This window comes from Pigmentiphaga soli, assembly GCF_039541095.1.
Lineage (GTDB): Bacteria > Pseudomonadota > Gammaproteobacteria > Burkholderiales > Burkholderiaceae_B > Pigmentiphaga > Pigmentiphaga soli.
The window spans coordinates 47,067-68,114 of sequence record NZ_BAABFO010000012.1 but is presented as its reverse complement, the minus strand read 5'-3'; the positions used below and the strand labels follow the sequence as shown (position 1 = coordinate 68,114).

Here is a 21,048-nt window from a genome sequence, read left to right as displayed (position 1 = left end):
AAACGGTTCTCCTCCTGGATCGGGAAATCGGCGGGCGGCGGTCAGTCCACCTTGATCTTGGCATCGTGGATCAGTTTGCCCCATTTGGCCGTATCGTTCCTGACGATGGCGGCCAGTTCCTCGGGCGTGGAGGGCGCGGGTTCGGAACCGGCGGCGGACAGCTTCTCGCTGATCTCCGGCGTCTGCAGCGTGCGGCGCACGGCGGCGTTGATCCTGGCGATGGTGGCCGGCGGCGTCTTGGCGGCCACGAACAGCCCGAACCAGTTATTGCTGTCGACGCTGGGCAGGCCCTGCTCGGTCAGCGTGGGCACGTCGGGCAGCGCGTCGGTACGGCGCGGCGCGGCGATGCCGATCGCCTTGAGCCGGCCGCTCTTGACGTAATTGATGAGCCCCGCGGTGTCGGCGAACATGGCGCGCACCTGCCTGCCCAGCAGGTCGGTGATGGCCGGCGCCGCGCCCTTGTACGGCACGTGCAGGATGTTCATGCCGGTGGTGACGCGCAATTGCTCCAGCGCCAGGTGCGGCACGCTGCCGATGCCGGTGCTGGCCATCGGGACGGTGCCGCCGGCTTTCTTGGCGTTGGCCACGAATTCGGCCGCGTTGCGGGCCGGATCGTCGGGCGGCACGACCAGCAGTTCGGCGTTGTTGGTGACCAGAGATACGGGCGCGAAATCGCGCGCCATGTCGTAGGCCAGGTTGTCGTACAGGAAAGGATTGATGGACACCGCGCCGACGCTGATCAGCCACAGCGTGCGGCCGTCCGGTTCGGCGCGCGCCACGGCCGAGGCGGCGATGGCGCCGTTGGCGCCGGGGCGGTTGTCGACGATTACCTTTTCGTGCAGTTCCTTGCCCAGCTGCTCGGAGATCACGCGCGCCACGAAGTCCTGCGGCCCGCCCGGCGGGAAGGCGACGACGATGCGGGTGATGTTTTCCTGGGCCGCTGCCAGGCCGGCGTTGAGCAGCAGAGCCAGGCCCAGCGCGCGGGCGATGGTTTTCTTCGCCATGTGGTTCTCCTTTCGTTGTCGTTCATGTCGCCGCGGGCGGCGCAGCGCCCGCGGCGTGGCGGCATTCTAGTGATGCAGCGGGGCGCCTGGCGCCCGCGGAACGGATATCAGCTATGATCGGCAGCGATGGATCTGCGGCGACTTGAATACTTCGTGAAAGTGGTGGAGGCAGCCAGTTTCAGCCGCGCGGCGATCGTCATGCGGATGGCCCAGTCCACCCTCAGCCGCCAGATCGGCGAGCTCGAACAGGAGCTCGGCCAGCAGTTGCTGGTGCGCACCGGGCGCGGCGTGGCGCCCACCGAGGCAGGGCTGTCGCTGCTGGCGCATGCCAGGTCGATGCTGGCCATCGCCCAGCACGCGCGCAAGGAACTGCTCGACCTCGATGCCAGCCCGCGCGGCCGGGTGGCGGTCGGCATGCCGTCGCTCATCGCGCTGCAATTCGGCGGCCGTCTGGCCAAGGCTTTCCAGGCCCGCTTTCCGCTGGCGGTGCTGACCCTGACCGAAGGCCTCAGCCTGCACCTGCGCGAATGGCTGGTCGAAGGGCGGCTCGACGTGGCCGTGCTTTTCGATCCGCTGCCTTCGCCCCAGCTCGACTACACCGTGCTCGCGCGCGAGCCGCTGGTGCTGGTGGCGCCGGCGGGCCACAAGCCGCTGCCCGCCAGCGTGCCGCTGGAGGCCCTGCCTGGCTATCCGCTGGTGCTGCCCAGCCCGCCGAACGCGGTGCGCAACCTGCTGGACGAGGCCCTGCGGCCGGCGCAGGTGTCGTTGAACATCGCCACCGAGGTCGGCGCCGCCCATACCATGCTGGCGATGGTGGCCGAGGGCGTCGGATGCACCATCCTGCCGGAAAGCGCGCTGCGGGTGAGCGGCCTGGCCAACGGCCAGCGCCTGCAGTCGGCCTCGATCGGGCCGCCAGCGATCTGGAACAGCCGCACCCTGGCCTTGCCGAAGTACCGGCCCGCGCCGCGCCTGGTGCGCGAAACGGTCGCGATGCTGAAGCAGCTCATCGCGGGATGAAGCGCTTGACGGCGGCCGGCTCGCCGCCGGTTGGCGCAGGCTGCCGCCAGCGGCGAGGCGCGCCGGCGGCAGCCGCGTCCATTACGACGCCCAGCGCAGTACCAGCGGGTCGAGCCGCCGCGCCACGGCCAACAGCCCGGCGCGGGTGGCCGGGTGCAGGTCGGGCAGCGGATGGCGCGGCGCGGCCGACGCGATCACGCCGCCGGCCTCCATCAGCGCCTTGCAGGCCAGCGGGCCGCACTGGCGGTTCTCGTAGTTGATCAGCGGCAGCCAGCGCTGGTAGGCGGCGGCCGCATCGTCCAGGCGGCCGGCCCGGAAGGCGTCCACGATCTGCCGGATGCCGTCCGGAAAGCCGCCGCCGGTCATCGCGCCGGTGGCGCCGGCCTCCAGGTCGGGCAGCAGCGTGATGCCTTCCTCGCCGTCCCACGGCCCCTCGATCGCGTCGCCGCCCAGGCGGATCAGCTCGCGCAGCTTGGACGCTGCGCCGGCCGTCTCGATCTTGAAATACGCCACGTGCTCGATCTCGCGCGCCATGCGCGCCAGCATCGCCGCCGGCAGCGGCGTGCCGGCCACCGGCGCGTCCTGGATCATGATCGGGATGCCGACCGCATCGGACAGGCGCGCGAAGAATTCCACCACCTGCGCCTCGGGCACGCGGATCGTCGCGCCATGGTAGGGGGGCATCACCATCAGCATCGCGGCCCCGGCCTGCTGCGCGCGCCGGCTGCGTGCGGCGCAGACGCGGCTGCTGAAGTGGGTGGTGGTAACGATGACCGGCACGCGGCCCGCCACGTGGTCGAGGATGGTGCGGGTCAGCAATTCGCGCTCGTCGTCCGACAGCGAATACTGCTCCGAGAAATTGGCCAGGATGCACAGTCCGTCGGAGCCGGCGTCGATCATGAAATCCACGCAGCGCTTCTGGCTTTCCAGGTCGAGCTCGCCGGTGGCGGCGAAGGTGGTCGGAACCACCGGGAAGACGCCGCGGTAGCGCGGACGGGCAGGGGCGGTCATGAGGGCTCCTCTGTAGGCGGGGCGGGCAGGCGGGATGCCATCCGGCCGCGTCGCGGGCGATGCGCACGGCGGCCGCCCCGATGCGTCGCGTAATATAGGCAGCCGCCGCCGTCCCGGCCACTGAAAGCTCGGGACGGGGCGATGACTGTTTTTCATCCCCCGCCATGCTGCCTTCCCTGACCTCGATCGCCGCCCGTCTGAAGCTGCGCCAGCTGCAGTTCCTGATCGCGCTGGACGAGTGCCGCTCGCTGCACAAGGCGGCCGAACGGGCGGCGATCACGCAGTCGGGCGCCACCAAGGCGCTGCGCGAGATCGAATCCACGCTGGGCGCCGTGCTGTTCGAGCGGTCCGCGCAGGGCGTGGCGCCCAACGACCTGGGCCGCTGCGTGGTGCGCTACGCGCGCCTGATCCAGACCGACCTGGCCCATCTGCGCGACGAGATGCTGGGTATCCTGCAAGGACACGGCGGCCGGCTGGCGGTGGGCGCCATCATGGGCGCGGTGCCCAGGCTGCTGCCCGACGCGCTGCTGCGCCTGCGCGCCAGCCAGCCCGGCGTGTCGATCGAGATCACCGAAGACACCAGCGCGCGCCTGCTCGGGCTGCTCGACGTCGGCCGGCTCGACCTGGCGCTGTGCCGCGTGTCGGTCAGCCGCCGCCCCGATGCCTACCATTTCGAACCCGTCGCCGACGAGCCGCTGGCCGTGTTCGCGCATCCCAAGCACCGCCTGGGCCGCTCGCGCAAACTGCGCCTGGCCGACCTGGCCGGGCTGCCGTGGGTGGTCTACCCGGGCAGCACGCCGATGCGGCTGCTGCTCGAGCGCGAACTGGCCGACGCCGGGCTGCCGATGCCGGCCTATCCGATCGAAACCGCGTCCGTCTCGGCCACCATCGCCTTGCTGCGCGCCGACCGCGCCCTGGTCGCGCTGTTGCCGGCCGACGTCGGCGGCGTCTACGAGGAATGCGGGCTGGTGCGGCGCCTGCCGCTGCGGCTGGGGGGGCGCGGCGAGCCTTATGGCATCGCCACCCGGCGCGATGTGCAGCTCTCCCCGGTCGCCGCGCTGTTCGTGGAAAAGCTGCGCGAAGCGCGCACGGCGCCCGATCCTGGCGACAAGCGGCGCTGAGCCGGTAAGCCGCCGCCCGGCCTGCGGCGCGGCGCCGCGGACTCATGCAGAATGGCGGCAGGCCGCCACGGAGGAAAGCCTTGAAGACCGAATTCCAGACCTTGCGGGTCGAGCGCCCGTCCGACGCGGTGCTGCTGGTCACGCTCAACCGCCCCGAACGCTACAACGCGATCGATACCCAGACCGCCCGCGACCTGATCGAACTGTTCGAGGAATTCTCGGTGGATGCCCACGGCCTGCGCTGCATCGTGCTGACCGGCGCCGGCGACAAGGCCTTCTGCGCCGGCGGCGACCTGAAGGAACGCAAGGGCATGACCGAGGCGCAATGGCGGGCGCAGCACGCGCTGTTCGAACGCGCGGCGCGCGCCCTGGTCAACTGCCCGCTGCCGCTGATCGGCGCCGTCAACGGCCTGGCCTACGGCGGCGGCTGCGAACTGGCCGCGCTGTGCGACTTCCTGTACGCCGCGTCGACGGCGCGCTTCGCGCTGACCGAGGTCACGCTCGGCATCATGCCCGGCATGGGCGGCACGCAAACGCTGCCGCGCACGCTGGGCGAACGGCGCGCGCAGGAACTGATCCAGACCGGCCGGCCCTTCACCGCGCAGCAGGCCGAACGCTGGGGCCTGGTCAACGAGATACTGGAACCGGCCGGCCTGCTGCCGCACGCCCTCGACACCGCCCGTTGCATCGCCGCCAACGCCCCCATCGCCGTGCGCCAGGCCAAGCAAGCCATCCGCCGCGGCCTGCAGATGTCCCTGTCCGACGCCATGGCCTTCGAAATCGAAGCCTACAACCGCCTGGTTCCCACCCGGGACCGCATCGAAGGCGTCCTTGCCTTCAACGAGAAGCGCAAACCGATCTACCGCGGCGAATAAAAAAACCCGGGGCATGACGCTCCGGGCGAATGCGGATCGCTGGCTGGAGATCCGCCCTTCTTGCTCGGGAACCGGCGGCAGCGGCCGCCGGCGGAAATCAAGTCAAGAAGGCTGGATGCGCAGCAAGCGTATCGGAGCGACCGCCGCCGGGCTTGCTCGGAGGCGCCCAATTCTTTGCCGTCCCGCCGGCGCCTCGCGCCCGCGCGAATACGGGCGCGCTCCAGGTGCATCCGCACGCACCAAGGCGAAACGCCGGCCGGCGATCCGCACCGCCGCAGGGCGCGGGCCGCCGCCAAGTGCGTTCCCGATCCCGCATTCCAACGTGGCGTGATTGTTGCTTCGCCTGCGCATCATGTGGCCGCCGTCGTAACGTGAAATGAACCGCTGGCAATTCGATTCCGACGCCTATGCCCGGCGCGACCGCAGCAGTGCGTGGAATGAAATCCTCAGCGGCATCGGCCTGCGTTCGCTGGTTCCACGGCAGGACGGCTTCTGGGCGCGCATGAACGCCATTGCCTCGGGCTCCGGGGCGCTGTTCGTCGAAATGCGCTGCGCCAGCCTGTGCATGCAGGCCTCGCCGTCCGGCCACGAAGGCCACTTGTGGCTGGGGCTGCTGATCGACGGCGAAATGGACCTGTTGTCGGGCGCGGCCCGGCAGCGCCTGGAAGGCGGCACCCTGTTCTACGACGCGGCCGCCGCCCCGGTGGCGCAGGCCGACGCGCCCACGCGGCAATGCTGGGTCCGGCTGCCGAAAAGCGCCTGGCGCGGCGCGCTGCCGTCGGCCTCGCCGCTGGGCGCCGGGCTGCTGCCGCCGTCGCCGGCCACGCCGGTGCTGGCGGGCATGCTGGCCAGCCTGGCGAGCCAGCTGCCGCAATTGCAGCCCGAACACCTGCGGCCGTTCGAAACCGCCGTCATCGAGCTGATGGGCGCCGCGCTGTACGACGACGCGGCGGGCGGCACCTCGCCCAGCGCCACGCGCACCGCCGTCCTCAACCGCATCTGCCAGGCGATCGAGGCGCGCCTGGACGACCCCACGCTGAGCCAGGCGGCGATCGTCGAAGAGCAGGGGCTGTCGAGCCGCTATCTGCAGAAACTGTTCGAGTCCACCGGCCACAGCTTCACCCAGTACCTGCGCAAGCGGCGGCTCGAGCGCTGCCGCGCCGACCTGTCGAATCCGCTGCTGTCGGCGCTGTCGATCTCGCAGGTATGTTTCCGCTGGGGCTTCAACGACGCGCCCCATTTCAGCCGCGCCTTCCGCGAAGAGTACGGCATGACGCCGCGCGAGTTCCGGCGTTCCAGCCAGCTCATCAACGAGGTGGCCGGCCGCCACCGCCTGCTGCGCGGCGCGCCCGCCCAGGCCGTGCCGGCCGTCGCCCAGCTGCACGACGGCGGCGCCGCGGCGGCGGTGCTGGAGCCGCCCGGGCCGCCGGCGGGCCCCGGCGCCTTGCCGCCGCCGCGCGGCGGGCGGGCCATGCCCACGCATCACCATCTGCCGGCCTGCGACGCCACCGTGCATTGGGGCTTCGTCAGCCGCTTCCTGCAGCCGGCGCTGAAGGCCAAGCCCGGCGACACGGTCCACATCGAAACGCTCACCCACCACGCCAACGACGACCACGACCGCATGGTGCGGGGCGACGCCGGCGCCGAGAGCGTGTTCTACTGGGGCCCGGAAGGCAAGAAGGTCGACCGCCGCGGCGCCGGGCCGCAGGATGCGTCGATCTACGGCCGGGGCGCCGGCGAGGGCTTCGGCGTGCACGTCTGCACCGGCCCCATCCACGTCGAAGGCGCCGAGCCGGGCGACGTGCTGGAAGTGCGCATCCTGGAAGTCACGCCGCGCCCCTCTGCCAACCCGGCCTTCGCCGGCCGTGCCTTCGGCAGCAACGCCGCCGCCTGGTGGGGCTTCCACTACGACGACCTGCTCAACGAGCCCCGCAAGCGCGAGGTCATCACTATTTTCGAGATCGACGACCGGGCCGACGCGCACGTGGCGCGGGCGCTGTACAGCTACCGCTGGACGCCGCAGGTCGACCCGTTCGGCGTGGTGCATCCCACCATCGACTACCCCGGCCTGAGAGTCGACCACGGCACGGTCGAGAAGAACCGCCAGGTGCTGTCCGGCGTCGAGATCCCGGTACGCCTGCATTTCGGCTTCATCGGCGTGGCGCCCGACAGCAGCGCGGTGGTCGATTCGATTCCGCCCGGCCCGTTCGGCGGCAACCTCGACAACTGGCGCGTGGGGCAGGGCGCCAGCATCTACCTGCCGGTCAGCGTGCCCGGCGCGCTGCTGTCGCTGGGCGACCCGCACGCCTCCCAGGGCGACGCCGAAATCGCCGGCACCGCGATCGAATGCTCGCTCAACGGCACCATCCAGCTGATCCTGCACAAGAAGGGCGAAGCTGCCGGCGTGGTGCGCGACCTCGACTACCCCCTGATCGAGACCGCCGACGAATGGGTGGTGCAGGGCTTCAGCCATCCCAACTACCTGGTCAGCCTGGGCGAGCGCGCGCAGAGCGAGATCTACAAGAAATCCTCGCTCGACCTGGCCATGCGCGACGCCTTCCGCAAGACCCGGCGCTTCCTGATGCAGTCGCGCGGGATGAGCGAAGACGAAGCCATCGCCTTCATCTCGGTGGCGGTGGATTTCGGCGTGACCCAGGTGGTCGACGGCAACTGGGGCGTGCACGCCATCATCCGGCGCTCGATGTTCCGCGACTAGGCGGGCCCGGACGGCCGGCGGCAATTCGCAGGTCGTTTCCAGACAAGACCGGCGCGGGCCGCCCGCCTATCCTGCACCTGGCGCGCCGTGCGCCTGCATCTCGTTCCGGAACGCAGCCTATGTACGTCTTCAACACCGCCAGCAGGCAGACCGACGCCGTCGGCGCCCTTCACCATTTGCCGGCCACGCCGAACACCGTCCACTGGGGGTATTTCGACGCCTCGATCAAGCCGGCGCTGCGCGTGCGCAGCGGCGACCTGATCCGCGCCGAGGCCGTCACCCACCACGCGGGCGACGATCCCGACCTGCTGATGGACGACGGCATCCGCGAAATCTTCACCAAGATTCCCGAGGAAGACCGCAACCCCGGCGTGCACATCATGACCGGCCCGATCTTCGTCGAAGGCGCCAGGCCCGGCGACATGCTGGAAGTGCGCTACCTGGCCATGCGCCCGCGCCTGCCCTACGGCTCCAACCTGGCCGCCAACTGGGGCTATCTGTACAAGGAATTCGACGAGCGCGAGCGCGTCACGATCTACCGTTTCGACGATGCCACACAGCAGGCCGAGGCCGTCTACGCCTACGACTACCCCGGCAAGTACCTGACGCCGGGCAAGATGTTCCGCTGCCCCGAATGCGACCGCCAGTCGGCGCTGCCCGGCGCGCGCGTGCCGTGCCGCCCGCACCTGGGCACTGCCGGCGTGGCGCCCGCCGTCAACGGCCGCGTCAGCACCATCCCGCCCGGCGCCCACGGCGGCAATATCGACAACTGGCGCATCGGCGCCAATGCCCGCATGTACTACCCGGTGGCGGTGGACGGCGCGCTGTTCTCGATCGGCGATCCGCACATCTCGCAGGGCGACGGCGAACTCAGCGGCACCGCGATCGAGGCCTCGCTCGACGTGCTGTTCCAGGTCATCGTGCGCAAGGATTTCCAGTTCCCGTCGCCGCTGCTCGAAACCCCGGGCGAATGGATCGTGCACGGCTTCGACGAAGACCTGGACCTGGCCATGCGCGGCGCCTCGCTCGACATGCTGGGCTTCCTGACCGAACAGCGCGGGCTGTCGCGCAACGACGCCTATTCGCTGATGAGCGTGGCGGCCGACTTCGCGGTGACCCAGGTGGTCGATGGCCGGCAAGGCGTGCACGTGCGCATGCCGCGCAGCGTGTTCCCGCCGGAGAGGTAGCCGCGCGCAGGCCGACCGGCCCGCGCCTGGGCACGCGGCGTGCTGGCACGGAGCCTCCCAGAAAGGAGACTCTGATGAAGCAATCCACATTGATCCGGGCCGCGCTGCTGGCGGCGGCGCTCGGCGCGGCGCCGGCGGCGTTCGCGCAGGGGGCGACCAGCGGCCAGGGCGGCGGCGCAAATTCTACCGATTCGATGAACTCGACCGCGCCGGCGAACGGCGCCACCAAGCAGCCGGGCAGATCGCGCGAAAGCGGACCCATGAACGGCACGCCGGGCGCCGGTTCGCCGGCGGGCCGGGGTTCCGGGTCGTCCGCCCAGCAGGGCGGCTATCCCGGCAGCACCACCAACGCCGGGGCGCAGAACCAGCCGCGCAACGGCGGCGCCACCGGCTCCGGCGGCAAGCGGCCCCAGGATGGCCGCGATCCGACCAACCCGGCGTCGAACGCCGGCGGGATGGATACGCGGCAGCGCTGATCCGGCGCCGCGGCGTCCGGCAGGGGGAGGGGGCTGGCACCCGGTGCTATCATCCAGCACTCCCCCTCATCCGAAGACCGCGCCCAGGCGCGGACGTCCGCGAACGGAGACCCCATGTCCACTATTCCCGATGCCGCGGCGCGTGCCGGCGATATCGTCGATCTGATGATCACGCGGGTATCCCCCGCCAGGCTGGTCGCTCCGGCGCCGTCCGAGGCCGAGCTGGAGCGCATCCTGCGCGCCGGCGCCCGCGCGCCCGACCACGGCCGGCTGCGGCCCTGGCGCTTCGTGATCATCGACGAAGCCGCCCGCCCGCGCTTCAGCGAGATGCTGGCCGCGTCGCTGCGCGCCCGCAAGCCCGAGGCCTCCGACGCCGAGCTGCAGCGCGAGCGCGACAAGGCGCTGCGCGCGCCGTTGATCATCGCCGTGGCGGCGCGGCCGGTGCAGGCCAAGGTGCCCGAGATCGAACAAGTGCTGGCCGTGGCCGCCTGCACCGAAAACATGATCCTGGCCGCGCATGCGCTGGGCTACGGCGCCACCTGGAAAACCGGCGACGCCGCCTACGACGACGCCGTCAAGGCCGGGCTGGGCCTGGAGCCCGGCGACGCGATCGTCGCCTTCCTCTATCTCGGCACCACCGCGGCCGCGCCGCCGTCGCGCGAGCCGATGCTCGAAGGGCTGGTGCAGCGCCTGGCGCCCAACTGATTCCTGCCGTGCAAGGTTGCGCGCGATGTCCGACGTTTCCCCGTCTTCCGCGCCGACCGCCTCCGCGCTGCGCGCCGCGGTAACCGCCGCGCACCGCCGCCCGGAACCCGAATGCCTGCCGCCGCTGCTCGCCGCCGCCGAGCTGCCGCCGGTCGCCGCCGAACAGGCCGCCGCCCAGGCGGCGCAATGGGTGCGCGCGCTGCGCCAGAGCCTGAACGGCAGCCAGCGCGGCCTGCTGCAGGCGCTGCTGCACGAGTTCTCGCTGTCGTCGCAGGAAGGCGTGGCGCTGATGTGCCTGGCCGAGGCGCTGCTGCGCATTCCCGACGGCGCGACCCGCGATGCGTTGATCCGCGACAAGATCGGCCATGCCGACTGGGGCGCGCACCTGCACGGCCGTTCGCTGTTCGCGGGCGCCGCCGCCTGGGGCCTGCTGATCACCGGCCGCCTGCTGGCTACCCACGACGAGGCCGGCCTGTCGGCCGCCGCCGCCCGGCTGCTGGCGCGCGGCGGCGAGCCGCTGGTGCGCCGGGCGATGAATCTGGCGGTGGGCATGCTGGGCTCGCAGTTCGTGATCGGCGAAACCATCGAGCAGGGCCTGGCGCGCGCGCAGAAGCACCGCCGCAAGGGTTTCGCCCATTCGTTCGACATGCTGGGCGAGGCCGCCGCCACCGACGACGACGCGCAGCGCTATCTGCGTGCCTACGAACACGCGATCGACGCGGTCGGCCGCGAGGCGGGCAGCGACGTGATCCGCGGCCCGGGCATTTCCGTCAAGCTGTCGGCGCTGCATCCTCGCTATGCGCGCGCCCAGCGCGATCGCGTCCATGCCGAACTGTACCCGCGCCTGCTGCATTTGTTCGAACGCGCGCGCCGCGCCGGGCTGGGCGTGCACATCGACGCCGAGGAGGCCGACCGCCTGTCGCTCTCGCTTGAACTGCTCGAACGCCTGTGCGCCGAGCCCGGGCTGGAGGGCTGGGCAGGCATCGGCTTCGCGGTGCAGGCCTACCAGAAGCGCTGCCCGGCAGTGGTCGACGTGCTGATCGACCTGGCGCGGCGCAGCCGGCGGCGGTTGATGGTGCGGCTGGTCAAGGGCGCCTACTGGGATACCGAGATCAAGCTGGCGCAGGCCGGCGGCTTCGACGACTATCCCGTCTACACCCGCAAGGCGCACACCGACGTCGCCTACCTGGCGTGCGCGCGGCATCTGCTGGACGCTCCCGATGCCGTCTATCCGCAGTTCGCCACCCACAATGCCTACACGGTGGCCCGCATCATGGGCATGGCTGGCCCGTGGCAGCCGGACCAGTACGAATTCCAGTGCCTGCACGGCATGGGCGAGCCGCTGTTCGAACCCATCGTCGGCGCCCCCGGCGGCCAGGCGCGTCCCTGCCGCATCTACGCTCCGGTGGGCCGCCACGAGACGCTGCTGGCCTATCTCGTCCGCAGATTGCTGGAGAACGGCGCGAACTCTTCTTTCGTCAACAGGGTGGCCGATCCGCAGGTTGCGGTCGACTTGCTGGTCGAGGACCCGGTGCGGCGCGTCAAAAGCGATGCCGGGGCCGGCGGCCGCCTGGGCGCGCCGCATCCCAGCATCCCGCTGCCGCGCGACCTGTATGCCGGCTACCGGGCGAATTCGGCCGGCCTGGACCTGTCCGACGACCGGGCGCTGGCCGCGGTCGAGGCCGCATTGCGCAGCGGCGCGGCCACGGTCCGGCACGCGCGGCCGCCGGCCGGCCCGGGAGCCGATGGCAATCCGGCGCAGCCGGTCCGCAACCCCGCCGACGCCGCCGACCTGGTCGGCACCGTGTGCGAAGCCGGCCCGCACGACATCGCGGCGGCCATCGAGGCCGCCGGCAAGGCCTGGCCCCGCTGGGCGAGCCGCACGCCGCAGGAACGCGCGGCCGTGCTGGCCCGCGCCGCCGCGCTGATGCAGGACCGCATGTGCGAGCTGGCGGCGCTGGTGATCCGCGAAGCCGGCAAGACCTGGGCCAACGCGGTGGGCGAGGTGCGCGAAGCCATCGATTTCCTGTATTACTACGCCGCACGCATCGACGCGCCATACGGTGCCGAGCGCATCGCGGATGGCCCCGAGCGCAGCCGCGGCCCGAACGACACCGGGCGCGGCCACGGCCCGAACGGCGCCGAGCGTGGTCGCCCGGACGTCGTTGCGCGCGAGCCGCTGGGCGTGGCGGCCTGCATCAGCCCGTGGAATTTCCCGCTGTCCATCTTCACCGGCCAGGTGGCTGCGGCGCTGGCCGCCGGCAACGCGGTGCTGGCCAAGCCGGCGGAGCAGACGCCGCTGATCGCCGCCGAGGCGGTGCGGCTCCTGCATCAGGCCGGCGTGCCGGCCGACGCGCTGCAACTGCTGCCGGGCCGCGGCGAGACCGTGGGCGCCGCGCTGGCCGCCGATCCGCGCGTCGACGCCGTACTGTTCACCGGCTCGCTCGAGGTCGCGCGCCAGATCCGGCGCCAGCTGGCCGAGCGGCTGGGGCGCCGTGGCCGCCCCGTGCCGCTGGTGGCCGAAACCGGCGGGCGCAACGCGATGATCGTCGATTCGTCGGCGCTGGCCGAGCAGGTGGTGGCCGACGCGCTGGCCTCGGCCTTCGACAGCGCCGGCCAGCGTTGTTCGGCCCTGCGTCTGCTGTGCCTGCAGGAAGACGTGGCCGACCGCATCATGGCGATGCTGCGCGGCGCGCTGGCCGAACTGCGCGTAGGCGACCCGCGCCGCCTGCACGTTGATGTCGGTCCCATCATCGACGCGCCGGCGCGCCGGGCCATCGACGACTACCTCGCGCAATGCCGCGCGCGCGGCTGGCCGATCCACCAGCCCGCGGCCGGGCAGGTACCCGCCGGCTTCGTGGCGCCGGCCATCGTCGAGGTCGACGCCCCCGCGCGGCTGGAGCGCGAAGTGTTCGGCCCCGTGCTGCACGTGCTGCGTTTCCCGCGCGGCGGTCTCGACGCGCTGGTCGACGGCATCAATGCGCTCGGCGACGGCCTGACGCTGGGCATCCATTCGCGCATCGACCAGACCATCGCCGCGGTGACGGCGCGGGCCCGCGTCGGCAACATCTACGTCAACCGCAACATGATCGGCGCGGTGGTGGGCGTGCAGCCCTTCGGCGGTGAAGGCCGCTCAGGCACCGGCCCCAAGGCCGGCGGCCCGCTCTACCTGCGCCGCCTGCTGGCGCGCCCGCCTCTGGAATTGGACATCTGCCTGGCCGGGCTGGCGCCTATCGCGCCCGGCGCATGGCCGCCAGCGGCGGCGCGAGACGCAGCGCCCCGGCTGCTGCCCATCTCCGTCGAGCGCGCGGCCGACGAAGCCTTCCATGCATTCACCCGCTGGGCCGCGGCGCCGGGCCGCGAATCGCTGGCGCGCGACTGCGCGACGTTCCGCCGGCGCGCGGCCTCGTGCGCCGCATGGCAATTGCCCGGCCCCACCGGCGAATCCAACATCTATCTGCTGCGCCCTCGCGCCGCGGTGGCCTGCCTGGCCGCTTCGCCGGGCGACGCGCTGCGCCAGCTCGCGGCCGTGCTGGCCCTGGGCATGCGAGTGATATGGCCGTCCGGCCCGCCGCGCGCCGCGCTCGCCGCCCAGCTTCCGCCGGCCGTACGCGCGCGCATCACGCTGAGCCCCGACTGGACGAAGGAAGCGCTGGAGGTAGCCCTCTGCCACGGCAACGCCGAAGAACTCATCGCCGCCTGCCGCCAGGCCGCCGACCGCGACGGCCCCATCATCCGCGTCGAAGGCTATCGCCAGGGCGACACCGACATCACCCTGGACGCCCTGCTGCGCGAATGCGTCATCTCGGCCAACACCGCCGCCGCCGGCGGCAACGCCACTTTAATGACCCTCAGCGATTAAAGGCGGCCCTTCCTCAGAGCCCCGCCGCAGCCAACCCAGGCCGCAGCGGATCCGGCTCCGCCGGTCCGCCTGCGGCGCCCCCTTGAGGGGGAGCGGCCGCAGGCCGCGCAGGGGTGGGCCCATCAGCCGCAGGCCGCGCAGGGGTGAGCCCATCAGCCGCAGGCCGCGCAGGGGTGGGCCCATCAATCAGCCAAGACGGTGGTCCGGTTCATCAGCCGCCGTTGCGGCAGCTTGTAGTCGGTAATGGCCAGATGCTGGCTCTGCCAGTTGTCCCAGATCAGCAGATCGCCCACCTGCCACTTGTGGCGATAGGTGAACTCGGGCTTGACCGTGTGTTCGAACAACTGGTCCAGCAGCTCGTCGCTTTCCGCCTTCGGCAGCCCGACGATTTCCGTCGTGTAGCCGTCGTTCACGTAGATGGCCTTGCGGCCCGTGATCGGATGCGGCCGCACCACCGGGTGCTCCACGACCGGCACTTCGCGCTTCTGTTCCTCGGTCAGGTCCGGCCGCTTGGAGCCCGCGGCCTGCATGCGCGCGTAGTGCTTGGCGTAGGAGTGCAGCGCCGTCAGCGGCGCCAGGCGCGCCTTCATGGCGTCGTCGAGCGCCTCGTAGGCGGCGGTCAGGCTGGAGAACATCGTGTCGCCGAACGTGCGGTCGCCTTCCGGCGCCGGCACCTCGCGGCTGTACAGCAGCGAGCAGCGGCACGGCGACGCGGTGTACGAGGTGTCCGAGTGCCAGTACTGGCCGGCGTCGCCGATGCCGATCGGCTTGCCGTCCTGGAGGATGTTCGACAGCACGAGCAGCTCGGGATGGCCCTCCATCAGGTAGGGCTTGAGCACATGGCTCTGCAGCCGGCCGAAGCGGCGGCTCAGCGCCACGTGCTGGCCCGGCGTCAGCTTCTGGTTGCGGAACAGCAGCAGGCCGTTCCCGTTGAAGGTACGCTCGATTTCGCCGAAGGTCTCGGCGTCGAGTTCTTCGGACAGATCCACGCCCAGCACTTCGATGCCGATCGCCGGCGAAAGGGCGCGCGTCTGGATACGCGTCTTGGTGCTCATTTCATTGTCTCCTGCGGGGTTCGGTGGCGCGCGGTCAGCCGCGCAGCGAGGCCAGCTGAGGCTTGTAGGCGGCCGGGTCGACCACGACGTCGACCAGCGCCGGGCCGTCGTGCGCGAAGGCGCGCTGCATGGCCGGCGCCAGTTCCTCCGGCTTTTCCACCCGGATGCCCAGGCACCCGAATCCTTCTGCCACCTTGGCGAAGTTGGCGCCCGAGAAATCCACGCCCGCGTTCTGCAGGCCGCGCTGCTGCTGCTTGGCCGAGATCAGCGTCAGGCTCGAATCGTTGAACACCACGGTGACCATCTTGCAGCCGTACTGCGCCGCCGTGCCGAGCTCGCCGCCGCACATCATCACGCCGCCGTCGCCGGTGAAGGCCACCACCGGACGGTCGGGTTCGGCCAGCGCCGAGGCGATCGCCGCCGGGATCGCGAACGCCATGGTGGCCAGCCCGCGCGAGATCAGCGTCTGGCGCGGTTCGTCGGAGTCCCAGGTATGCACGGCGGGCAGCATGTGCGCGCCGGCGTCGAGCGTGATGCGGGTATTCTTCGGCGCGGCGGCCTTGACGGCGTCGGCCACCATCTGCGGCGAGATCGGCGAACCGGCCGAGGCATCGGCCTTGCGGCGCAGTTCGACGCGCGTGCGGGCGAAGAAGTCGTCGGTCCAGTCGCCCGGGCCGGCCAGGCCCGATACCGCCTCGGCCAGCTGGGGCAGGGGGCCGACCAGCGACACTTCGGGGCTGACGATGTTGCGGCTGAAGGCGTGCGTGGTCAGCTCGACGATGGGCGCGTCGTAGCGCCAGCGGTGCGGCGGGAATTCGATGGCATCCAGGCCGTACAGCACGATCAGGTCGGCTTCCTTGATGACGGGCTCTTCGGCCACGCCGCCGATGTAGAAGCCGACGGCGCGCGGATCCGACGACGGCACCGAACCGTGCGACTTGTAGGTCTGCAGCACCGGGCAGTTCCAGCGGTCGACCAGCTGGCGCAGCGCGCGGGCGGCGTCCTTGTCGCTGGCCTGCAGGCCGGCGATGATGATGGGCTTGCGCGCCTTGCCCAGCAGGATGCGCAGTTTCTCGGGAATTTCCGGCGCCGGCGCGGCGGGCTTGGCGGCGGGCGCCGGCCCCTTGGCCGGCTCGACCTTGGCGCGGATTTCGCTGCCGCGCATTTCGACGTAGACCGGGCCGGGCGGCACCGAAAACGTGGCATCGATCAGGCGGTCCAGCTCGCGCCCGCCGTCGGTGCCGACGAGCCGGCCGCTGGCGCGGACCAGCGGCGCCACCACGGCTTCCTGGTCGAAGCGCTGGTGGCTGACGTGGTCGATGTTCTTGTCGTAGCCGTCGGCCAGCACCAGCAGGGGGGCGCGGTCCAGCGTGGCGTAGGCGACGCCGTTCAGCGCGTGGGCCAGGCCCGGGCCGCGCGTGGTCATCACCACGCCCGGCGCGCCGGTCAGCTCAGCGGTTACCGAGGCCATCATCGCGGCCGCCGATTCAGCGCGGGTCAGGATGAAATCGATGCCGGCGCGCGCGCAGGCGTCGATCAGGTCCAGGCTGCAGTCGCCGCCGGGCACGCCGAAGAAGCGCTTTACGCCGCGTTCGGCAAGGCGGGCTGCAAAGGCGTCAAGGGCCGTGGGGGAATCCATGCTTATCGTCTCCGTTGTAACCGCGGCGGGCGTGATTGCCCGGCCGCCGCGCCTGCCCGTGAACAGGCGTGTTGCGCAGTTAGCGCTATCATTGTTCCGCGCAGTCTAGTCCGGGCATGGGCCGATGTCAATGCGGCAGGCGGGCCGCAGGTGTGACGCGGTGCATCGGAGAAGTCGATCGCGGCCCATGCCGGCAGCGCCTGACAGGCCGCTGTCGGCACGGGCTTGCGCGGCCGCCGGGGAGGCGGCATCCCGGCGCGGACCCGCCGGGATGCGATGCGGAACCGGAGCCCGGGCGGGCGCCCGGGACGACCTCAGGCGGCGTTCTTGCCGAACAAGCCGTACACCTCGCGCGGATTGCGCACGAGGATCTGCCGCAGCACCTTGTCGTCGTCCACCCACTGCGACAGCAGGTCGACCAGGTCGCCGTCGTTGGGCATCTGCCGGCCGTTCATATTGGTGTGCGGCCAGTCGGTGCCCCACAGCAGGCGCTCGGGCGCATGCTTGACCAGCGCGCGCGCCATCGGGATCACCGAGGGGTAGGGGTAGTTTTCCAGCGTGCAGCGCATCGGCCCGGAAATCTTGACCCATACGCGGCCGGTGTCGAGCATCTTCAGCAGCGTCTTGAAGGCCGGCTGGTCGACGCCGCCGGCGGCCGGGATGCAGGCGAAGTGGTCCAGCACGACGCGGTTGGGCAGGGCCAGCAGCGCGTCGGCGTTGTCGGTCAGGTCTTCCGCGTGCGGGTAGAACTGGATGTGCCAGCCGAAGCCGGCCACCAGTTGCGCGATGCGCGGCGACAGCCGCGGCAGCGCGCCGCCGTGGCCGTTGCTGACGAAGCGCGCGCCGCGCACGCCCAGGCGGTCGAGCTTGGCGACGTCGGCCTCGGTGGCGTCGTCGGGCAGCAGCGCCACGCCGCGGAAGCGTTCCGGAAAGCGCGTCAGCACCTCGACCAGGTGGTTCGAGTTCTGGCCGTAGCCGGCGCCGCTGACGACCACCGAACCGCTCAGGCCCAGGGTGTCCTGCAAGGCGATGTTGGTTTCCGGCAGCGCGTCGGCCGAGCTGTACTTGCTGCCCGGGTGGAACGGGTAGCGGCTGGCGGGGCCGAACAGGTGCACGTGGCAGTCGATCGAGCCGGGCGGCAGGGCGAGCCGGGGCTTGCGGGGATTCGGGTCGGGCGGCTGGGTCAGCGGCGGCTGGGCCGGGGTTGCAGTCATCGATACGCTCCTGTTGCGGGCCGTCAGTTTACGGTGATGTGCGCGCGCTGGACCACGTCCTTCCATTGCGCGATTTCTTTCGAAATCATCTGCTGGAAAGCTTGCGGCGAGTTGAACACCGGCTCGACGCCCATTTCCGTCAGGCGCTTGACGATCTCGGGGTCCTTGTCCATCTCGGCGATGGTCTTGTTCAGCTTGTCTACGATGGCCGGCGGCGTGCCCTTGGGCCCGAGGATGCCGAGCCACAGGATGCCTTCATAGCCGGGCAGCCCCGATTCCGCGATGGTGGGCACGTCGGGCATCAGCGGCGAGCGCTTGTCGCTGGCGTAGGCGAGCGGCTTCAGGCGGCCGGTGTCGATATAGGGCTTGGAGGTGGTGATGGTGTCGAGCTTGACGCCGATCTGGCCGCCCAGCAGGTCGTTCATCGCCGGCGCGGCGCCCTTGTACGGCACGTGGACCACGTTCAGGCCCAGCTGCAGCAGCAGCAGTTCCATCGTCACGTGGGGCAGGGTACCGTTGCCGGCCGAGCCGTAGTTCAGCTTGCCAGGGTTCTTGCGCGCGTAGTCGACGAAGCCCTTGAAGTCGGAAAACGGCTGCTTCGAATTGGCCACCAGCAGTTCCGGGATCTGCGCCACCAGCGAAACCGGCGCGAAATCCTTTTCGGTATCGAACGGCAGCTTGGGCAGGATGGCCGGGTTGATGGTGTGGTTGGGCGTCGTGAACAGCAGCGTATAGCCATCGGGCGCGGCGCGCGCCACGCGTTGCGTGGAAATGGTGCCGCCGGCGCCCGGCACGTTCTCGACCACGATGGTGGCGCCCAGCCGTTTGCCGAGTTCGGCCGCGGTCAGGCGGGCCACGGCGTCGACCGAGCCACCCGCCGGGAAGGGCAGGATCATGGTGATGGGATGGTCGGGGTAGGCTGCCGAGGCGGCGCCGGCGGCGGTGATGGCGAGCGCGGCGCAAAGGGTACGGCACAGCTGCATCGACGAAGGTATAGTTGACATTGTTGTATCCGTCTTGGGGAGAGAGTAGCCGGCTACATTAAAACGGCCGCGGCACACTCTTCAAATGATTGTTTTGCATCCGGCAATGAATGCCGTGCATGCCTGCGCGAGACCGTCCACCGATGCAGATCGATTTCCTCGGCATGCAGGCCTTCCTCAGCATCGTAGAGCAAGGCGGCTTCCTGCAGGCGGCAGCGCACCTGAATCTTTCCCAGACGGCCGTCAGCCACCGCATCCGCAAGCTGGAAGACGCGCTCGGCATGAAGCTGCTGACGCGCACCACGCGCGAAGTCACGCTTACCGATGCCGGCCGCGCCCTGCTGCCGCGGGTGCGCAGCGCCCTGCGCGAGCTGGAGCTGTCGTACGAGCTGATGCGCCAGCACCGCCACAACGCGCCGCGCTGGCTGGCCTTCGCCTGCCTGCCCACGCTGGCGGCCACCCAGCTGTCGCCCGTGCTGCGGCGCTTCGCGGGTTTGTATCCGGATGTTGCGGTGCGTGTCTTCGACAGCGCCGTCGATGAAATCTTCGAGCACGTCGAGTCCGAGGCGGCGGCCTTCGGCATCACGATTTCCACCGCCCACCGTTTCGATCTTTCGATCGAACCATTCGCCGAAGAGCCTTTCGTGCTGGTTTGCCCGGTGGGCCACCGGCTGGCGGGCGAACCCGCCGTGCACTGGGAACAGCTGACCGACGACGTGCTGATCCGGATCAGCCTGCCGGCTGGCAACGCTACCACCATCGACGACGCGCTGGGCGACCGCCGCACGGCCTTCCGCTGGAGCTACGAGTCGCAGCACACGGCGGTCGCGCTCGATTTCGTCGCCGCCGGACTGGGGTTGTCGGTGGTGCCGGCATTGTGCGCCACAGCAAGAACCGGCGTGGTCGTGCGCCCGCTGGTAGAGCCTGCCATCAGCCGGCAGCTCGCCCTCGTCACGCGCCGCAACGCATCATTGTCAGGCCTGGAACGGGCCCTGCGCGACATCGCGATCGACCAGATCCGCTTGAGCCTGTCGGCGGGATGAACGGCGCGAATAAATCGCGCCAAACAATTCATTTGCCCCTCTGTGCCGCGCTGCCTAGACTGCGCAGGCTCGCGGCCGGCCCTTCGTCTTCCGCGGACGTACCGGACAAAGCTTTCCATTACCGGAGACAATCATGATCTTCCGCACCCTGCGGCAACGCACCCGCCGTATCCTGCCGTGGCTGCTGTGCCTGGCGACCTTCGCATCGTTCCCGGCCCTGGCCGCCGACAAATATCCCAGCCAGCCGATCCGCGTCATCATTCCGTTCGGCCCCGGCGGCCTGGCTGACATTTCCCTGCGGCTGGTGGCGCAGAAGCTGTCCGAGCGCATCGGCCAGCAGGTCGTCATCGAGAACCGCCCGGGCGCCGGCGGCGTGGTGGCCTCCAATGCCGCGCTGGGGGCCCCGCGCGATGGCTACACCCTGATCGTGTTCGCCAACGGCACGGCGATCAGCAAGACGCTGTTCAAGCTGCCGTTCGACCCGGTGGCCGACTTCACGCCCATTTCCACCGTCGCCTATTTCGACCTGGTGCTGCTGACCAATTCCAAGGGCAAGCTGAAAACGCTGCCCGAGCTGCTGGCCGAAGGCAAGAAACGCCAGCTGGTGCTGGGCACGATCAACCCGGGCAGCACGCAGAACCTGTCGGCCGAGCTGTTCCGCTCGATGGCCGGCGTCAACGCCATGGTAGTGCCGTTCAAGAACACCTCCGAAGTGCTGACCGCGCTGCTGCGCGGCGACATCGATGTGATGTTCGAGTCGTATGCGGCGCTCAAGGGCGCGATCGACGCCGGCCAGGTCACGCCGATCGCCGCCACCGGCACCAGCCGCTCGGCCTGGCTGCCCAAGGTGCCGGTAGTGCGCGACGAAGGCGTGCCCGGCTATGAAGTGACCGGCTGGAACGCGCTGTTCGCCCCCGGCGGCGTGCCCGCCGACCGCATCAAGTACCTGAACGAACAGCTCAACGCCGTGCTGAAGATGCCCGACGTGCGCCAGCGCCTGGAAGCCCTCGGCACCGCCGCCGGCGGCAGCACCCAGCAGGAAATGGCCGCCATCCTGCAGCGCGACATCGACAAATGGGCCGCCGTCATCAAGCAGGCCGGCATCCCGACCCAGCAGTATTGAACCCGATTGGCAGGAGC

The 21,048-nt window shown here is 70.6% G+C and carries 16 protein-coding genes; 10 read left to right on the top strand and 6 right to left on the bottom strand.

Going from position 1 to position 21,048, the window contains the following annotated elements:
- Positions 1-41: 41 nt before the first annotated feature.
- On the bottom strand, positions 42-1,004 hold the full coding sequence (locus ABD927_RS13695) for a Bug family tripartite tricarboxylate transporter substrate binding protein (RefSeq protein WP_345250340.1): 963 nt from the start codon (positions 1,002-1,004) through the stop codon (positions 42-44).
- Positions 1,005-1,130: 126 nt separating this feature from the next.
- On the opposite strand from ABD927_RS13695, the gene ABD927_RS13690 reads away from it, so the two are divergent.
- Entirely contained in the window at positions 1,131-2,021 is an 891-nt protein-coding gene (locus ABD927_RS13690) for a LysR family transcriptional regulator (RefSeq protein ID WP_345250337.1), read from the top strand.
- 81 nt (positions 2,022-2,102) lie between these two features.
- Here ABD927_RS13690 and ABD927_RS13685 read toward each other — a convergent pair whose 3' ends face one another.
- Positions 2,103-3,032 (bottom strand): dihydrodipicolinate synthase family protein, encoded by a 930-nt coding sequence (locus tag ABD927_RS13685; RefSeq protein WP_345250335.1) that lies wholly within the window; start codon positions 3,030-3,032, stop codon positions 2,103-2,105.
- Between the two features lie 164 nt (positions 3,033-3,196).
- Between ABD927_RS13685 and ABD927_RS13680 the strand changes: the two genes are divergently transcribed.
- The 7 genes from ABD927_RS13680 (at position 3,197) to putA (ending at position 13,974) form a co-directional block, all read left to right on the top strand.
- On the top strand, positions 3,197-4,153 hold the full coding sequence (locus ABD927_RS13680) for a LysR family transcriptional regulator (RefSeq protein WP_345250333.1): 957 nt from the start codon (positions 3,197-3,199) through the stop codon (positions 4,151-4,153).
- 80 nt (positions 4,154-4,233) lie between these two features.
- Positions 4,234-5,028 carry an enoyl-CoA hydratase/isomerase family protein gene (locus ABD927_RS13675; protein ID WP_345250331.1) on the top strand — a complete coding sequence of 265 codons (795 nt, stop codon included), beginning with the start codon at positions 4,234-4,236 and terminating at the stop codon, positions 5,026-5,028.
- Positions 5,029-5,404: 376 nt separating this feature from the next.
- Positions 5,405-7,744, top strand: a complete 2,340-nt coding sequence (locus ABD927_RS13670; RefSeq protein WP_345250329.1) for an acetamidase/formamidase family protein — start codon at positions 5,405-5,407, stop codon at positions 7,742-7,744.
- A 119-nt stretch (positions 7,745-7,863) separates the two neighbouring features.
- On the top strand, positions 7,864-8,931 hold the full coding sequence (locus ABD927_RS13665; protein WP_345250327.1) for an acetamidase/formamidase family protein: 1,068 nt from the start codon (positions 7,864-7,866) through the stop codon (positions 8,929-8,931).
- A 74-nt stretch (positions 8,932-9,005) separates the two neighbouring features.
- The gene (locus tag ABD927_RS13660) at positions 9,006-9,407 is read left to right on the top strand and encodes a hypothetical protein (protein ID WP_345250325.1); all 402 of its coding nucleotides are present in this window, start codon (positions 9,006-9,008) and stop codon (positions 9,405-9,407) included.
- 114 nt (positions 9,408-9,521) lie between these two features.
- Positions 9,522-10,112: a nitroreductase family protein gene (locus ABD927_RS13655; RefSeq protein WP_345250323.1), complete on the top strand. Its 591-nt coding sequence runs from the start codon at positions 9,522-9,524 to the stop codon at positions 10,110-10,112.
- A gap of 25 nt (positions 10,113-10,137) precedes the next feature.
- Positions 10,138-13,974 (top strand): bifunctional proline dehydrogenase/L-glutamate gamma-semialdehyde dehydrogenase PutA, encoded by a 3,837-nt coding sequence (gene putA / locus ABD927_RS13650; RefSeq protein ID WP_345250321.1) that lies wholly within the window; start codon positions 10,138-10,140, stop codon positions 13,972-13,974.
- A 182-nt stretch (positions 13,975-14,156) separates the two neighbouring features.
- Here putA and ABD927_RS13645 read toward each other — a convergent pair whose 3' ends face one another.
- The 4 genes from ABD927_RS13645 to ABD927_RS13630 all read right to left on the bottom strand — a co-directional run bounded on the left by ABD927_RS13645 (position 14,157) and on the right by ABD927_RS13630 (position 18,886).
- Positions 14,157-15,029, bottom strand: coding sequence for a TauD/TfdA dioxygenase family protein (locus ABD927_RS13645; protein ID WP_345250319.1), 873 nt, complete (start codon positions 15,027-15,029; stop codon positions 14,157-14,159).
- A gap of 34 nt (positions 15,030-15,063) precedes the next feature.
- Positions 15,064-16,668, bottom strand: coding sequence for a thiamine pyrophosphate-binding protein (locus ABD927_RS13640; protein ID WP_345250317.1), 1,605 nt, complete (start codon positions 16,666-16,668; stop codon positions 15,064-15,066).
- A gap of 314 nt (positions 16,669-16,982) precedes the next feature.
- On the bottom strand, positions 16,983-17,882 hold the full coding sequence (locus ABD927_RS13635) for an amidohydrolase family protein (RefSeq protein ID WP_345250315.1): 900 nt from the start codon (positions 17,880-17,882) through the stop codon (positions 16,983-16,985).
- A gap of 23 nt (positions 17,883-17,905) precedes the next feature.
- A complete protein-coding gene (locus ABD927_RS13630; protein WP_345250313.1) occupies positions 17,906-18,886 on the bottom strand; it encodes a tripartite tricarboxylate transporter substrate binding protein in 981 nt (326 codons plus the stop codon).
- A gap of 98 nt (positions 18,887-18,984) precedes the next feature.
- Between ABD927_RS13630 and ABD927_RS13625 the strand changes: the two genes are divergently transcribed.
- Both ABD927_RS13625 and ABD927_RS13620 read left to right on the top strand, forming a co-directional pair.
- On the top strand, positions 18,985-19,908 hold the full coding sequence (locus ABD927_RS13625; protein ID WP_345250311.1) for a LysR family transcriptional regulator: 924 nt from the start codon (positions 18,985-18,987) through the stop codon (positions 19,906-19,908).
- A 133-nt stretch (positions 19,909-20,041) separates the two neighbouring features.
- Entirely contained in the window at positions 20,042-21,031 is a 990-nt protein-coding gene (locus ABD927_RS13620) for a Bug family tripartite tricarboxylate transporter substrate binding protein (protein WP_345250309.1), read from the top strand.
- Positions 21,032-21,048: the final 17 nt, after the last annotated feature.

Excerpts from the sequence above, each read along its gene's own strand:
- ABD927_RS13695 (WP_345250340.1), bottom strand. The coding sequence starts at position 1,004 with ATGGCGAAGAAAACCATCGCCCGCGCGCTGGGCCTGGCTCTGCTGCTC.
- ABD927_RS13690 (WP_345250337.1), top strand. The coding sequence starts at position 1,131 with ATGGATCTGCGGCGACTTGAATACTTCGTGAAAGTGGTGGAGGCAGCC.
- ABD927_RS13685 (WP_345250335.1), bottom strand. The coding sequence starts at position 3,032 with ATGACCGCCCCTGCCCGTCCGCGCTACCGCGGCGTCTTCCCGGTGGTT.
- ABD927_RS13680 (WP_345250333.1), top strand. The coding sequence starts at position 3,197 with ATGCTGCCTTCCCTGACCTCGATCGCCGCCCGTCTGAAGCTGCGCCAG.
- ABD927_RS13670 (WP_345250329.1), top strand. The coding sequence starts at position 5,405 with ATGAACCGCTGGCAATTCGATTCCGACGCCTATGCCCGGCGCGACCGC.
- ABD927_RS13665 (WP_345250327.1), top strand. The coding sequence starts at position 7,864 with ATGTACGTCTTCAACACCGCCAGCAGGCAGACCGACGCCGTCGGCGCC.
- ABD927_RS13660 (WP_345250325.1), top strand. The coding sequence starts at position 9,006 with ATGAAGCAATCCACATTGATCCGGGCCGCGCTGCTGGCGGCGGCGCTC.
- ABD927_RS13655 (WP_345250323.1), top strand. The coding sequence starts at position 9,522 with ATGTCCACTATTCCCGATGCCGCGGCGCGTGCCGGCGATATCGTCGAT.
- putA (WP_345250321.1), top strand. The coding sequence starts at position 10,138 with ATGTCCGACGTTTCCCCGTCTTCCGCGCCGACCGCCTCCGCGCTGCGC.
- ABD927_RS13645 (WP_345250319.1), bottom strand. The coding sequence starts at position 15,029 with ATGAGCACCAAGACGCGTATCCAGACGCGCGCCCTTTCGCCGGCGATC.
- ABD927_RS13640 (WP_345250317.1), bottom strand. The coding sequence starts at position 16,668 with ATGGATTCCCCCACGGCCCTTGACGCCTTTGCAGCCCGCCTTGCCGAA.
- ABD927_RS13635 (WP_345250315.1), bottom strand. The coding sequence starts at position 17,882 with ATGACTGCAACCCCGGCCCAGCCGCCGCTGACCCAGCCGCCCGACCCG.
- ABD927_RS13630 (WP_345250313.1), bottom strand. The coding sequence starts at position 18,886 with ATGTCAACTATACCTTCGTCGATGCAGCTGTGCCGTACCCTTTGCGCC.
- ABD927_RS13625 (WP_345250311.1), top strand. The coding sequence starts at position 18,985 with ATGCCTGCGCGAGACCGTCCACCGATGCAGATCGATTTCCTCGGCATG.
- ABD927_RS13620 (WP_345250309.1), top strand. The coding sequence starts at position 20,042 with ATGATCTTCCGCACCCTGCGGCAACGCACCCGCCGTATCCTGCCGTGG.